14 protein-coding genes are annotated in these 14,718 nt (G+C 67.9%); 8 read left to right on the top strand and 6 right to left on the bottom strand.

From position 1 onward, the window contains the following. Positions 1-215: 215 nt before the first annotated feature. Entirely contained in the window at positions 216-947 is a 732-nt protein-coding gene (locus ABZ412_RS28885; protein WP_357286364.1) for an RNA polymerase sigma factor SigF, read from the bottom strand. A gap of 185 nt (positions 948-1,132) precedes the next feature. Beyond that, complete coding sequence (locus ABZ412_RS28890; RefSeq protein ID WP_357286186.1) at positions 1,133-1,555, bottom strand: anti-sigma factor; 423 nt, start codon at positions 1,553-1,555, stop codon at positions 1,133-1,135. A gap of 126 nt (positions 1,556-1,681) precedes the next feature. On the opposite strand from ABZ412_RS28890, the gene rpe reads away from it, so the two are divergent. Then, positions 1,682-2,347, top strand: coding sequence for a ribulose-phosphate 3-epimerase (rpe, locus tag ABZ412_RS28895; RefSeq protein WP_357286366.1), 666 nt, complete (start codon positions 1,682-1,684; stop codon positions 2,345-2,347). A 26-nt stretch (positions 2,348-2,373) separates the two neighbouring features. Here rpe and ABZ412_RS28900 read toward each other — a convergent pair whose 3' ends face one another. Then, a complete protein-coding gene (locus ABZ412_RS28900; RefSeq protein ID WP_357286189.1) occupies positions 2,374-2,781 on the bottom strand; it encodes a hypothetical protein in 408 nt (135 codons plus the stop codon). Positions 2,782-3,344: 563 nt separating this feature from the next. On the opposite strand from ABZ412_RS28900, the gene ABZ412_RS28905 reads away from it, so the two are divergent. The 4 genes from ABZ412_RS28905 (at position 3,345) to ABZ412_RS28920 (ending at position 6,417) form a co-directional block, all read left to right on the top strand. Continuing rightward, positions 3,345-3,971, top strand: coding sequence for a riboflavin synthase (locus ABZ412_RS28905; protein WP_357286191.1), 627 nt, complete (start codon positions 3,345-3,347; stop codon positions 3,969-3,971). An 85-nt stretch (positions 3,972-4,056) separates the two neighbouring features. Continuing rightward, positions 4,057-5,301: a bifunctional 3,4-dihydroxy-2-butanone-4-phosphate synthase/GTP cyclohydrolase II gene (locus ABZ412_RS28910; RefSeq protein WP_357286194.1), complete on the top strand. Its 1,245-nt coding sequence runs from the start codon at positions 4,057-4,059 to the stop codon at positions 5,299-5,301. A 22-nt stretch (positions 5,302-5,323) separates the two neighbouring features. Then, positions 5,324-5,797 (top strand): 6,7-dimethyl-8-ribityllumazine synthase, encoded by a 474-nt coding sequence (gene ribH, locus ABZ412_RS28915; RefSeq protein ID WP_357286197.1) that lies wholly within the window; start codon positions 5,324-5,326, stop codon positions 5,795-5,797. Between the two features lie 137 nt (positions 5,798-5,934). Next, a complete protein-coding gene (locus ABZ412_RS28920; protein WP_357286200.1) occupies positions 5,935-6,417 on the top strand; it encodes a PH domain-containing protein in 483 nt (160 codons plus the stop codon). A gap of 69 nt (positions 6,418-6,486) precedes the next feature. Here ABZ412_RS28920 and ABZ412_RS28925 read toward each other — a convergent pair whose 3' ends face one another. Further along, the gene (locus ABZ412_RS28925; RefSeq protein WP_357286203.1) at positions 6,487-7,965 is read right to left on the bottom strand and encodes an MFS transporter; all 1,479 of its coding nucleotides are present in this window, start codon (positions 7,963-7,965) and stop codon (positions 6,487-6,489) included. Between the two features lie 114 nt (positions 7,966-8,079). On the opposite strand from ABZ412_RS28925, the gene ABZ412_RS28930 reads away from it, so the two are divergent. Next, positions 8,080-8,523, top strand: coding sequence for a MarR family transcriptional regulator (locus ABZ412_RS28930; protein WP_357286206.1), 444 nt, complete (start codon positions 8,080-8,082; stop codon positions 8,521-8,523). 42 nt (positions 8,524-8,565) lie between these two features. Here the strand turns inward: ABZ412_RS28930 and ABZ412_RS28935 are convergent, their stop codons facing one another. Next, on the bottom strand, positions 8,566-10,521 hold the full coding sequence (locus ABZ412_RS28935; protein ID WP_357286208.1) for a gamma-glutamyltransferase family protein: 1,956 nt from the start codon (positions 10,519-10,521) through the stop codon (positions 8,566-8,568). A 229-nt stretch (positions 10,522-10,750) separates the two neighbouring features. Between ABZ412_RS28935 and ABZ412_RS28940 the strand changes: the two genes are divergently transcribed. Together ABZ412_RS28940 and ABZ412_RS28945 are read left to right on the top strand one after the other, a co-directional pair. After that, entirely contained in the window at positions 10,751-12,220 is a 1,470-nt protein-coding gene (locus ABZ412_RS28940) for an amino acid permease (protein ID WP_357286211.1), read from the top strand. 276 nt (positions 12,221-12,496) lie between these two features. Beyond that, positions 12,497-12,958: a hypothetical protein gene (locus ABZ412_RS28945; RefSeq protein ID WP_357286214.1), complete on the top strand. Its 462-nt coding sequence runs from the start codon at positions 12,497-12,499 to the stop codon at positions 12,956-12,958. Positions 12,959-13,004: 46 nt separating this feature from the next. On the opposite strand, the gene ABZ412_RS28950 is transcribed toward ABZ412_RS28945, so the two are convergent. Continuing rightward, positions 13,005-14,669: an FAD-binding dehydrogenase gene (locus tag ABZ412_RS28950; protein WP_357286217.1), complete on the bottom strand. Its 1,665-nt coding sequence runs from the start codon at positions 14,667-14,669 to the stop codon at positions 13,005-13,007. Positions 14,670-14,718 lie beyond the last annotated feature (49 nt).

Consider the following 14,718-nt stretch of genomic DNA (forward strand, 5'->3'; position numbering starts at 1 on the left):
AATGACGGAGCGCTCACCCAGGCGGGTTGCTTCCACCTCGGTTGGCCGGGCCCCTCGCACGCGGGATGTCCCCGCTGGCGGAGCATGCATGTCCGGCGCGCAAGGGCTGTTCGGCCACCAGGATTCGGGTGACATCGCAGATCCACCAGTCGCTGTGCGCCGCTCCAACCTGGGCGTGGCCGGTGGGTCGAGGTCGCCCGCCTCGAGTGGCGGGGTCACTCGCGGGCGGACTGCTCCCGCAGGCGGGCCAGGGTCTTGGACAGGATGCGGGAGACGTGCATCTGGGAGATGCCCATCTGCTGGGCGATCTGCGTCTGCGTCATGGATTCGAAGAATCGCATGGTCAGGATGCGGCGTTCGCGTTCCGGCAGCCCGGCCAGCAGCGGGCGGATGGCGACGTACTCCTCGACCCGGTCGAATTGGGATTCTTCCTCGCCGAGGGTGTCGAGCAGTGACGCCTCGGTGTCGCGGCCGACGGAGACGGCGTCGATGCTGCTGGGCTGGTACGCGTTTCCGGCGATGACCGCCTGGGTGACCTCGTCAGCGTCGATGTCGAGGGCGGCGGCGATCTCCTTGGCGGTGGGGGAGCGGCCCAACTGCTGGGAGAGCGCGTCGATCGCGGAGCCGATGCGCAGGTGGGTTTCCTTGACGCGCCGCGGCACTCGCATGGCCCAGGTGTTGTCGCGGAAGTAGCGCCGTACCTCGCCCATGATGGTGGGCACCGCGAAGGACAGGAAGTTGGAGCCGCGGGAGATGTCGAACCGGTCCACCGCGTGCACCAGGCCGACCCGCGCGACCTGGGTGAGGTCGTCGAAAGGCTCACCGCGGCCGCTGAATTTGCGGGCGATGTGGTCGGCCAGCGGGATGCACCGGTTGATCAGCTGTGAGCGCAGGGCGGCGCGCCCCGCGGATCCCGGTGCGGCGGCCGCGAGTTCCTCGAACAGCAGCGCGACGTCGTCGTAGCCGGAGACGCTGCGCGCGACCTCCTCCGCCTCCTCGGCGTCGACGGTCTCCTCGGCGCTGTCCTCGGCCGGTTCCTCGGATTCGGGGCTTTCGGGGGTTTCGGTGTCGGCGGTCGGATCCTCGGGCCGGGCCGCGTCGTCGGGGGAGGGGAACACGTCTTCTCCGGTCACTACGCCTTCCCCCGGACCCGCCGGAACTCCACCGCCGTCGGGTATCCGGAGATCGCCGGATCGAAGGGTTCCTGGGTGGCGGTGACCTCGTCGCAGAGGGTCCGCAGCACGTGCCAGCCGAAGCTGCGCTGGTCGGGAAGCCCTTCGGTGGCGGCGGTGCCGCGGACCCGGACGATCAGGTCGGACTCGCCGACGGTGAACAGACACTGCAGCGTGGAACCCGGGGCGGCGATGGCGATCAGGGTGGAGGCGGCCTCGTCGACGGCGAGCCGGATGTCGGCCACCTCGTCGAGGGTGAAATCGCTGAGCAGCACCAGGGTTTCGGCGAGTCCGCGCACGATGGGCAACTGGGATACGGAGGCGGCGACACCGATTTCGACCGGTGTGCCGCGCAACCCTTGTTCCGCCGAAATGTTGATCACCCTGTAGAGGCTACCCATTCCGGTGCGCGGCAATCAGCCATTCCCGTGACGCGGGACGCACTCGGCGGTGCCGATAGACTGCCGCGTGTGTGCACCTCTTCCTCCCCGTTCCAGCGTCCGGCCCCGATGATCGCCCCGTCCATCCTGTCCGCCGACTTCGCGAATCTCGCTGCCGAGCTGCGGGCGATCGAGGGCGCGGACTGGGTGCACGTCGATGTGATGGACAACCACTTCGTGCCCAACCTGACGATGGGCCCGCCGATCGTGCAGAGCCTGCTGAAGGTCACCGACATTCCGATGGACTGCCATCTGATGATCGAGGACCCCGAGCGCTGGGCCCCGTGGTACGCGGAGGCGGGCGCCTACAACGTCACCTTCCACGCCGAGGCCACCGACAACCCGATCGCGGTCGCTCGTGACATTCGCGCGGCGGGCGCCAAGGCCGGGCTCTCGGTGAAGCCGAACACCCCGATCGAGCCCTACCTCGAGATCCTGCGTGATTTCGACACCTTGCTGGTGATGAGCGTCGAACCCGGTTTCGGCGGACAGTCTTTCATCCCGCACGTGCTGGACAAGGCCCGTCAGGTGCGCCGCCTGGTGGACGCCGGTGAGCTGCGCCTGGTGGTGGAGATCGACGGCGGCATCAATATGGACACCATCGAGCAGGCCGCCGAGGCCGGAATCGACTGCTTCGTGGCGGGTTCCGCGGTGTACGGCACCCCTGATCCGGCCGCGACGGTGGAAGCCTTGCGGCAGAAGGTGATCGCCGTCGAGGCGGCGGCGGCCCAGTAGCTCGCGGCCGCCGCCGGGATCGGCGCTCAGTGCTCGAGGAGCGCTTCGATCACCGATTCCAGCGGTGGCACCGTGTCGGTGGTCTCCGGCGACCGGATCCAGGTGCGGTAGCCGGTGCGCTCGTCCTCGGCGGAGGGGAGCACGACCTGGGCGCCCGGGCAGGCGATGGTGGCGTAGAGCCGGAACAGGGCCGCGGTCACCGCGGTGCTGAGCGTCTCGGGCCGGGCGGGACCGGTGATGAAGGTCCAGCGCCGGGCCCGGGGGTGGTGCACCACCGGCCCGGCCAGATCAGCCTGGGTGAGTTGCTGGCGGACGCGTTCGCCGAGGTCGGCGGGCATGGTGACGGCCCCGTAACGGCTGCCTATCTCCAGCAGGATGTGCCGTGATGTCGGATCGATCGATGCCGGCAGGTGAAATTCGCGTCGGTACTGCACGCAGCGAACTTCGAGTGTCGAATCGAGAAGCGTTGTCACGCCGCACCCCTGACTGTGCCGATTGTGTTGTGTGCCACCTGGATCCGACCCGCGCGGGGTCCAACTTCCTTCGGTTCGTTTGCTGGTGTGGATCGTCACCCGGCCCGATCGCCGTGGACGCGTTGACCGTTCTGCTCTGAACTGCTCGCGGAGAGTTGAACTGTTGGAATCAGCTGCATAACAATCTTGCGACCGTTTTCGCTGCCGCGCAAGATTCAGGTGTGAGCGAGTCGTGGATTGGGTACCAACCGCCGTTGGGCCCGGTCAGACCATGGATAAATCCACTAGATTCCGATCCTGTAATAGGTGATTCCAAGCAATTCAAGCAATTTACTGATCGCAAGTTGGCTTATGCCCGATTTCGTCCATCCACCGGTATCCAACGCTCCAGTGAACGAGGCCGCATGTCGCCTACGACTGCGCGTCGTTAGGCTGAGGGGGACGGCCGTCCGCGCGGGAATACCGCGTGCGGGGCGCGCTGTTGGCTCGAGCGAGTACGCAGTCGCGATCAGGGAGAGGTACGCATGTTCACAGGCATCGTCGAGGAGCTGGGCGAGATCGTCGCCACCGAGCGGCTGGACGATTCGGCGCGGCTGACCATCCGCGGCCCCCTGGTGACCTCCGATGCGGGACACGGTGATTCGATCGCCGTCAACGGCGTCTGCCTCACCGTGGTGGACCGCGAGGTCGTCGGCGACACGTTCACCGTCGATGTGATGGCCGAGACCCTGGACCGTTCCAGCATCGGCGCCCTGGCCGCGGGTTCCCGCGTAAACCTGGAGCGCGCCGCGGCTGTGAACAGCCGCCTGGGCGGGCACATCGTGCAGGGTCACGTGGACGGCACCGGCACCATCGTCTCGCGCACCCCGCACGAGAACTGGGAGGTCGTGCGAATCTCGTTGCCCGACAGCATTGCCCGCTACGTCGTGGAGAAGGGCTCGATCACCGTCGACGGCATCTCGCTGACCGTCTCCGGCATCGGCCTCGCCGAGGACGCCTTCGCCGACGGCAACAAGGACTGGTTCGAGGTCTCGCTCATCCCCACCACCCGCGAGCTCACCACCCTGGGCGCCGCCCCCGTCGGCACCGTCGTGAATCTCGAAGTCGACATCATCGCCAAGTACGTCGAGCGGCTCGTACAGCGCGGCTGACCGGGCCCGCGACGCCGGAGGCGGCGCAATTCGGGCACTGCCTTACTGTAATGAGGCACCTAATTCGAGATGGAGCACAACAGACGTGACCAGGTTCGACACCGTAGAGCGCGCAGTCGCCGACATCGCCGCCGGTAAGGCGGTTGTCGTCGTCGACGACGAGGGCCGGGAGAACGAGGGCGACCTCATCTTCGCGGCGGAGAAGGCGACCCCCGAGCTGGTGGCCTTCATGATCCGCTACACCTCCGGTTACATCTGTGTGCCGCTCACCGGGGCGGACTGCGATCGCCTGGGCCTGCCGCCGATGTACGCGGTCAACCAGGACCGGCACGGCACCGCCTACACCGTCGCCGTCGATGCCCGGGAAGGCATCAGCACCGGCATCTCGGCCGCCGACCGCGCCACCACCATGCGCGTGCTGGCCGACCCCACCGCCAAATCCGATGATCTGACTCGTCCGGGGCATGTGGTCCCGTTGCGTGCCAAGGACGGTGGTGTGCTGCGCCGCCCCGGCCACACCGAGGCCGCCGTGGATCTGGCCCGGATGGCCGGACTCAGCCCCGCCGGAGTGATCTGCGAGATCGTGAGCCAGAAGAACGAAGGTGATATGGCGCGCACCGACGAGCTGCGCGTCTTCGCCGACGAACACGATCTGGCGCTCATCTCCATCGCCGACATGATCTCCTGGCGCCGCCGCAACGAGAAGCACGTCAAGCAGGTCGCCGAGGCCAAGCTGCCCACCGAGTTCGGCGACTTCCTGGCCATCGGCTACGAGAGCGAATACGACGACGCCGAGCATGTCGCCCTGGTGATGGGCGAGATCGGCGACGGCCGCGACGTACTGGTGCGCGTGCACTCCGAATGCCTCACCGGCGACGCCTTCGGCTCGCTGCGCTGCGACTGCGGCCCGCAGCTCGACGCCGCCATGGAGCTGATCGCGAAGCAGGGCCGCGGCGTGCTGCTCTACATGCGCGGCCACGAGGGCCGCGGCATCGGCCTGCTGCACAAGCTACAGGCGTACCAGCTACAGGACAGCGGCGACGACACCGTGGACGCCAACCTGAACCTGGGCCTGCCCGCCGACGCCCGTGACTACGGCATCGGCGCGCAGATCCTGGTCGACCTGGGCATCACCTCCATGCGGCTGCTCACCAACAACCCGGACAAGCGCGCCGGGATCGAGGGCTACGGTCTGAGCATCAGTGAGCGCGTGGCCATGCCGGTGCGCGCCAACAAGCACAATCTGCGGTACCTGCGCACCAAGCGGGATCGGATGGGCCACGACCTGGTCGGCCTGGAAGACCTGGACCTGGGCGAGACCGCGAACTGACAACCGAGAGGGCGGAACAACGATGAGCGGTACCGGCGTACCGGCTTTCGAGCTCGCCGATGCCAAGAACCTCAAGCTGGGGATCGTGGCCTCGCGCTGGCACACCACCATCTGTGACGCGCTGGTCGCGAACGCGGAGAAGACCGCCCGCGAGGCGGGCGTCGCCGACATCACCGTGGTCCGGGTCGCCGGCGCCATGGAGCTGCCCGTGGTGGCGCAGGCGCTGGCCCGCAGCCATGACGCGGTGGTCGCGCTCGGCGTCGTGATCCGGGGCGGCACACCGCATTTCGAGTACGTGTGCGATTCGGTGACCGCGGGCCTGACCCGGGTGTCGCTGGACGAGGGCACTCCGGTCGCCAATGGCGTGCTCACGGTGAACACCGAGGAGCAGGCGCTCGACCGCGCGGGCCTGCCGGGTTCGGCGGAGAACAAGGGCGAGCAGGCGGCCGCGGCCGCGCTGGACGCCGCGCTCACCCTGCGCGAACTCACCGCCTAGTCATGCCCGTCGTCCGGATCTGGAAGCGCGGCGGCTCCGAGGAGGAACCGCCGCGCGACCCCGCGACGACGGAAGGGCCTGCCGAGCATCCGACGCGGGCCGGTAGCGAGCAGCAGAAGCCGGAGTCCGATCCACCCATGGCACAGACGAAGCCCGACACCGCCGCGAACACCGACAGCGAGTGGGACCTCGAGGTCCGCCCGCGCCACGCCATCATCACCGTGCGGATCGTGGCCGCGGTGCTGGCCGCCGTCTTCATCTTCGGCGGCATCGTGCTGCGCCAGGGCTCCACCGGCGTCAACTTCCGGGTCTCCGATCAGATCGGCCTGGCGGCGTTCGGCCTGGTGCTGGCGGCGGGTGTGCTGACCCTGACCCGGCCCCGGGTGCGGGTCGGCAAGCGCGGGGTCATGGTGCGCAATATCGTCGGCGACAGCGAGTTCGGGTGGCAGGACATCCGCGGGATCTCCTTCCCGGACAAGAAGTCCTGGGCCCGGCTGGAACTGGTCCACGACGAGTACGTGCCGATGATGGCCATCCGCTCCAACGACAAGATGCGCGCGGCCGAGGCCATGGACCGGTTCCGCGAACTCGGCGCGAAGTACAGCGGCGAGAACAAGTAAGCCATCCGTCGCCGAGGCTTCGTGGCCGCGGCGGACGGATGGCTGTGCCTCGTCCGATCCGGTTCGGAATCAGTTCTCCGCGAGGGCTTTCGCGGTCTCCGGCCGTTGCGCGGGTACGGACTGCACCGCGCGCCGCGCCGGGATCAGCACCGCGATCAGCGCGGCGACCAGGCACACGACGCTACCGATCAGGAACACCGTGCGGAAGCCGTGCTCGGTCGGGATGCTGTGGCTGCCCATCTGCACACTCATCTGTGCCAGCACCGCGCCGACCACCGCGGCCGACACCGAGGTGCCGATCGAGCGCATCAGGGTGTTGAAGCTGTTGGCGGCCGCGGTCTCCGACTGCGGCACCGCGCCCATGATGAGCGCGGGCATCGCGCCGTAGGCGAAGGCGACACCGGTGCTGCAGATGATGTTGACGACCACCAGGCCTCCGATGGACCCCATCAGCGGCAGTGCCACACCGTAACCGGCGGCCATGATCAGCGTGCCCGTGACCAGCGTGGTCTTCGGGCCGCGCGCCGCGGACAGCTTCGCGCCGATCGGCGAGATGACCATCATCATGATGCCGCCGGTGGCCATCCACACGCCCATCATGACCATGGACTGGCCCAGGCCGTAGCCGAGCGCCTTGGGCAGCTGCATGAGCTGCGGAAGGCTCAGCTGCAGCGCGTACAGGCCGACGCCGACCGCGATGCTGGCCAGGTTGGTGACCAGGACCTGCGGGCGGGCGGTGATTCGCAGATCGACCAGCGGTTCGGGGGCCCGAAGTTCCCACCAGCCCCACACCAGCAGCAGCACCAGGGCCGCGGCGAACAGCCCGAGGGTCGAGCCGCTGGTCCAGCCCCACGCCGCGCCCTTCGACACCGGCAGCAGCAGGCACACCAGGGCCGCGCCGAGCAGTAGCGCGCCGGGCACATCGAAGCGGCCCGACGGTCCTTCGGAGGTGCCCTCCGGGACGACCAGGACGATGAGCGCGGTGGCGATCGCCACGAGAACCGCTGCGGCCCAGAACATCACACGCCAGTTGCTGTACTCGGTGACCGCGGACGCGATCGGCAGGCCGAGTGCGCCGCCGATGCCCAGCGACGAGCTGATCAGCGCGATGGCCGAACCGAGGCGCTCGGGCGGCATCACGTCGCGCAGCAGGGCGATGGCCAGCGGGATGGTGCCCACGCCCAGGCCCTGCAGCCCGCGCCCGATGATCATCGGGATCAGCGAGGTCGACACGGCGCACACGATCGAGCCGACCATGATCGGAATGGTCGAGGCGATGAGCATGCGGCGCTTGCCGTACATGTCGCCGAGCCGTCCCGCGACCGGCGTGGCCACCGCCGCCACCAGCAGGGTGATGGTGACGACCCATGACGCGTTCGACGCGGACGCGTTCAGGATTCGGGGCAGGTCGCCCAGGAGCGGGACCACCAGGGTCTGCATCAGCGAGGCGACGACGCCGGTGTAGGCCAGCACCGCGAGGGTGCTGCCGGCGCGTGTGGGCTCCGGCGGGGCGCCGGCGGGCCGAGCAGCGGACTCGGGTCTGGTCATGGGGTTCTCCTCATCGTCAAACTATGTGCACTATACACATCAAGTGCATGATGCATAATAGGTGCTCGGAGCCCGTCACACGTAGGGTGCAGGGGGACCGCGGAGAGGACGGAATTGACCAAGCCCAGCGAATTGCTCGAGTTCGAGACCATGCTGTTCGGCCGGTACAGCCTGATTCCGCGCAAAGGTGACAACGGCCTCGACCGCAGCGCCTATCTGCTGCTCAGCCTGCTGCGTGGGGAGGGGCCGATGTCGATCGGTCAGCTCAGTGACACGCTGGGGCTGGACGCCTCCACCCTCAATCGGCAGACCGCCGCACTCCTGCGCGCGGACCTGGCCGAACGCATCCCCGACCCCGACGGCGGCATCGCTCGCAAGTTCCGTGTCACCGCCGAAGGCGCCGCCCGGCTCGATGCCGAACGCGCGCAGAGTCTTCGGCATCTCGATGAGATCCTGGCCGGCTGGTCCGATGAGGACGTTTCGGCGCTCGCGTCGTTACTGGCCCGATTCAATGCCGATATCGAGAGCTACCGCGGGCGGCACTGGCCCCGCTCGTGAGGCTCGATGCGTCCGGCCCGTGGCCGGACGCGCCCGACGCGGCTAGCGCGGGCCGCCGAGCACCGCGCCCTCGCGGCGGGGATCCGCGCCGCCGATCCAGCCGTCGCCGTCGCGGGCCAGCGCCGAGAGCCCGCTCGATTGCGGCGCCACCGACACCTGATCACCGGACGTGCGCAGCTTCTGGACCAGTACGTCGTGGTCGCCGTTGTCGGCGGCGTTCACCGCCGGGTGCTCGCCGCCCACGTTCGTGGTGGGCGTGTTGGCCGCGCCGAAGTCGATCATCGACACCGCCTGCTGCGGATTCAGTCCCCAATCCAGCAGGGCGACAAGGGTTTTCACCACGAACTGGATGATCACCGCCCCGCCCGGCGACCCGGTGACATGGGTGAGCGCGCCGCGGCCGCCGTCGGGATTGCGGTCGAACACCAGGGTCGGAGCCATGGAGCTGCGCGGCCGCTTGCCCGCGTCGATGCGGTTGGCGACCGGCGCGCCGTCCTTGTCCCGGGGTTCGGCGGAGAAGTCGGTGAGCTGGTTGTTGAGAATGAACCCGTCCACGAAATGGAAGGACCCGAACGCGGATTCGACCGTGGTGGTCATCGACGCCGCGTTGCCGTACTTGTCGACGATCGAGATGTGGCTGGTGCCGTGTTCGGGCTGCTGCGGCCCGTTGCCGACCGGGACCGGCCCGAAGTCGCCCGGTTTGGCGGTGCCCAGACTCCTGCCCGGGTCGATGAGCGCGGCCCGCTGCTTCAGGTAGTCCGGATTCAGCAGGGTCTGCGGTGAATTGCCCGGCAGTGGAACGAAATCCGAGTCGGCGATGTACTTGTCGCGGTCGGCGTAGGCCAGCCGCTCGGCCTCGGCGATCAGGTGCACGGCCTCGGCGGTGGGCTTGCCGCCGTCGCGCGCGGCGGTGCTGTCGCCGGATACGTCGGTCGGTTTCATCGCGGCCAGATCGAAATTCGACAGGATGCCCAGCGCCGCCTCGACGGTGATGCCGCCCGAGGACGGATTCGGCATGCCGCAGATCTCGTGAGTGCGATACGGCGAGCACACCGCGGTGCGCTTCTTGGCCTGGTACGCCGACAGATCCGCGAGTGCCAGCAGGCCGGGGGTGCGCCCGCCGGAGGTGGTGGCGGTGGTGTCGACGATGTCGGCGGCGATGGCCCCGGTGTAGAAGGCGTTCGCGCCGTCGGCGGCGATGGCCGAGAGAGTCTTGGCGAAGGCCGGATTCACCAGCGTGGTGCCGGCCTGCTTCGGATTGCCGTCGGGGAGCAGGAAATACGCGCGGGCGGCGTCGTCGCGGGCCAGATCCGCGGTGGACGCTGCGATCTGGGTGGCCATGCGCGGGGAGATCGTGAAGCCGTCGTCGGCGAGGTTCACCGCGGGGGTGAACAGGTCGCGCCAGGGTTGCCTGCCGTGCTCGGTGTGCGCGAGTTCCAGCATGCGCAGCACGCCCGGCACGCCGATGGAGCGGCCGCTGGCGCGCGCGTTGGGTTGCGGCACAGTGTGATCGGTGGGGCTGATGTAGCGCAGGTAGTCCTCGGTGGCTGCCCGGGGCGCGGTCTCGCGGCCGTCATAGGCGTCGACGGTCCTGGTCGGGGCGTCGTAGTACATGAGGAACGCGCCGCCGCCGATGCCGGTGGCCTGCGGCTCGACCAGGTTCAGCACGGTCTGCGCCACGATCAGCGCGTCCGCGGCGGTACCGCCGTCGCGCAGTACCCGGCAGGCGGCCTCGGTGGCGACGGGATTGGCGGTGGAGACCGCGAATCCGCCGGTGCGGACCGGTGTCATGCCGGTGCGGTAGCCGGTGGCGACCTCCGGACGCAGCGCCAGATTCGTGGTACTGGGCCCGGCCGGAACACCGGAGGCGACCGGAGTTCCGTTGGGGGACACCGTGCACGACGTGCTCTCGTTAGCCGACGACGAACAGGCGGTGAGCATTCCGATCGACAGCAGCAGGGCGGCAGCGCCGCTCCCGGTTCGTCGCAAGCGCCTCATGACCGGACTCTAGCCCCGTGAGCGCGCGGGGGCGGCGGTTTGACCGGTCTGCTCACCTATGGATCATCAGCACTTCCATGGCAATCGCCGATGAATCGACTCGAACCGCTGCTCGGGCAGCCGGTAACGACGGCGCTGACCCGTCCCGGAGCGCCGATATGGCCCTCAGCAAACGACAGGGTACTCTCGGACGGCCTCGTTTCACGATAGCGGAGGGTTAACCCGGCATATGACCGAGATCCGGACAACTGCCACCAGCCTCAATGCCGAGGACAGCGGCTACCACAAAGCCCTGAAACCCCGGCAATTGCAGATGATCGCCATCGGTGGCGCCATCGGCACCGGCCTGTTCCTGGGCGCCGGCGGTCGCCTCGCCAATGCCGGGCCGTCGCTTTTCCTGGTGTACCTGATCTGTGGCGCGTTCGTCTTCTTCATCCTGCGCGCCCTCGGCGAACTGGTGCTGCATCGCCCGTCCTCGGGCTCGTTCGTCTCTTACGCGCGCGAATTCTTCGGTGAGAAGGCCGCATTCATGGCCGGGTGGATGTACTTCCTGAACTGGTCCATGACCGGCATCGTCGATACCACCGCGGTCGCCACCTATCTGCACTACTGGGGTCCCTTCCAGCCGGTCGCGCAATGGCTGCTGGCGCTGGGCGCGCTGGTCATCGTGCTCGGCATCAATCTGGCGTCGGTGAAGTGGTTCGGCGAGATGGAATTCTGGGCCGCCATGATCAAGGTGCTCGCCCTGGTCACCTTCCTGGTGGTCGGGACCGTCTTCTTCGCGGGGCGGTTCGAGGTGGACGGCCAGGCCACCGGCTTCGGCATGATCTCCGCCGCGGGCGGCTGGTTCCCGACCGGCGTGCTGCCGCTGGTCACCGTCACCTCGGGCGTGGTGTTCGCCTATGCCGCCGTGGAAATGGTCGGCATCGCGGCGGGCGAGACCGAGAACCCGGCGAAGATCATGCCGCGTGCCATCAATTCGGTCATCCTGCGTATCGCGCTGTTCTATTGCGGCTCGGTGATTCTGCTCGCGCTGCTGCTGCCCTACACCGCCTACAAGGCGGGGGAGAGCCCGTTCGTCACCTTCTTCGCCAAACTCGGTGTCGCGCACATGGGCTCGATCATGAATTTCGTGGTGCTCACCGCGGCCTTGTCGAGTTTGAACGCGGGCCTGTATTCGACCGGCCGCATTCTGCGTTCGATGGCGATGAACGGCAGCGCGCCGAAATTCACCGCGCGTATGTCGAGTGCGGGTGTGCCCTACGGCGGCATTCTGCTCACCAGTGTCATCGCATTGTTCGGTATCTGGCTGAATTACATCGTGCCGTCGCAGGCGTTCGAAATCGTGCTGAATGTTGCCTCGCTGGGCATTCTGGCGTCCTGGGCGACCATTGTGCTGTGTCAGTTGAAGCTGTTCTACCTGGCGAAGCAGGGCCTGGCCGAGCGGCCCGCGTTCCGGATGTTCGGCGCTCCCTATACCGGGATCGCGACGCTGGTGTTCCTGGGGTTGGTGCTGATCCTGATGGCTTTCGACCGGCCGGTCGGTACGTGGACGGTGGCCAGCCTGGTGATCATCGTGCCCGCGCTCGCCATCGGGTGGCGCATCGCCAGCCCGCGGGTGCTGGCCATCGCCAAGATGCGCGAGGGCTACACCGGGGAATTTCCCGTCATTCCGCCGATCCCCATGGACGACAAGTAGTTTCCGGCTCCCGGTAGTACACTGGGAAACTACCTCCGGACCTGGTCTTTCAACGGCCGCACGCGAAATGGCGTGCGGCCGTTATGTGTTCGAGATCACTTTATGCAGAGTGCACCTATCGGCTGTGGTCATGGTCATAACTTCGGGAATGAGATTGTCCGGACTCTGAACATTTGGTTAGCGTCTGGTTCGGCGGGTCGCAGGGGGCGCGCCACCAGGGGTTACTCAACGAGGAGTGCTGTGAGTTCGTTATCGGCTGTTGCCGACGAGGTGGAAATGACACCGATAGTCACGGGGAACGGCGTTCCTGCCACATTTTTCGAGCGGGTGATCGACGGCGTGCGGGGGTTGCGCCGCGAGAGCGCTGCGGCCGAGGTGCCCGCCAAGGTGCGCGAAACTCAATTCGCCGCCCTCGGCGCGATGGGGCTCGCGATGCTGCACTGCCTGCTCTCGACCACCGGCGGCCTGGACTGCGTCGCGGGCAGCATCGGCCACTTCTTCGCCGCCTGGGTCACCGGCGGTGTGGCGCTGCTGTTCGGCCTGCGGTCGCGCTGGATCTGGGTGACCGCGCTGGGCGTGTCCAGCCTGCAGGTCTTCCTGGGGGTGTTCACCCTGATGTCGGCCGAAATGCCCACGGGCGTAGGACCGTTCACCGTGCTCGGCGGCGTCATGGTCTCGGGCATCGTGCTGGCGCTGCTGCTGCGCCGCGACTGCTACCGCTGGTTCGCCGTCGACTGACGACGGTCGCCGCCCATCGGAATCCGATGGGCGGCAACCGAAGTCGTCATTTCAGGGTGCGGCCCAGGGCCCGTCCGGCGGCCCGGCCGGAGAAGATGCAGCCGCCCAGGAAGGTGCCTTCCAGCGCGTTGTAGCCGTGCACCCCGCCGCCACCGAAACCGGCGACCTCGCCGGCGGCGTACAGTCCCGGGAACGGGGTGCCGTCGGGGCGGATGACCTGCGAGTCCAGATTGGTCTGCAGGCCGCCCAGGGTCTTGCGGGTGAGGATATTGAGCCGCACGCCGATCAGCGGGCCGTGCGCCGGATCGAGGATCTTGTGCGGCGTGGCCACCCGGCCGAGCTTGTCACCCAGGTAGCGCCGGGCGTTGTTGACGGCCATGAGCTGGGCGTCCTTGCTGAATTTGTGCTCGACGTCCCGGTCGCGCGCCACGATCTGACGTTCGATGTCGGCCGCGTCCAGCTGTGGGCCGCGCGAGATCTTGTTCATCCCCGCGATCAGTTCGGGCAGCGTATCGGCGACCACGAAGTCGACGCCGTGCTGCTTGAACGCCTCCACCGGGCCCGGCGCGCCCTTGGCCACCCGGCTCTTGAGCGTGAGCTTGAGATCCTTGCCGGTGATATCGGGATTCTGCTCCGAGCCCGAGAGCGCGAACTCCTTCTCGATGATCGACTGGGTCAGGATGAACCACGAGTAGTCGTGGCCGGTGGCCAGGATCTGCTTCATCGTGGCATTGGTGTCGAAACCCGGGAAAGCCGGTGCGGTCATGCGCTTTCCGTTGGCGTCGAACCACAGCGACGACGGCCCGGGAATGATGCGGATGGCGTGATCGGGCCACACCGGATCCCAGTTGTGGATGCCCTCGGTGTAGTGCCACATGCGATCCCGGTTCACGATCCGCCCGCCCGCGGCCTCGGTGATGCCGAGCATGCGGCCGTCGACGTACGCCGGGACGCCCGCGATCATGTGCTCCGGGCAGGGTCCGAGCCGCTCGGTGGGCCAATTGCGCCGCACCAGTTCGTGATTGTGGCCGATGCCGCCGGAGGAGACGATCACGGCGGCGGCGCGCAGATCGAACTCGCCGGTCACCGTGCGTGAGGACGCGACGCCGCGGTCCTCGGTGGAAGCCTCCAGCACGCTGCCGCGCACGCCGGTGACGGCGTCGTCCTCCACGATCAGCTCGTCGACGCGATGCCGGAACGCGAATCCGACCTGCCCGCGCCGCTCGGCCTCGAGCACGGGTTCGAGGAACACCCGCACGATTTCGGGTCCGGTGCCCCAGGTGAGGTGGAAGCGCGGCACCGAATTGCCGTGCCCGTCGGCGGATTCGCCGCCGCGTTCGGCCCAGCCGACCAGCGGCGTCACCCGCAGACCGAGGTCGTGGAGGTACTGCCGCTTCTCGGTGGCCGCGAACTCCACGTAGGCGCGCGCCCACTGCCGCGCCCAGTGGTCCTCGTCCTCGCGGTCGAAGCCCGCCGAGCCCAGCCAGTCCTGCATGGCCAGCTCGAGGCTGTCCTTGACGCCGAGCCGCCGCTGTTCGGGGCTGTCCACGAAGAACAGTCCGCCCAGCGACCAGAACGCCTGCCCGCCCAGGTTGGCACGGTTCTCCTGATCCAGAATCAGGACCCGCTTACCCGCCTTGACCAGCTCGTGCGTGGCGACGAGACCGGCCAGACCGGCCCCGACCACGATGACATCCGGGTTCTCGATCATGCCCATTTCCTTGGTGTCGAAGTTCGATACACGAATGTATCCAACGAGG

Origin of the sequence: Nocardia sp. NPDC005746 (genome assembly GCF_040630785.1) — a bacterium.
Taxonomy (GTDB): Bacteria; Actinomycetota; Actinomycetes; order Mycobacteriales; family Mycobacteriaceae; genus Nocardia.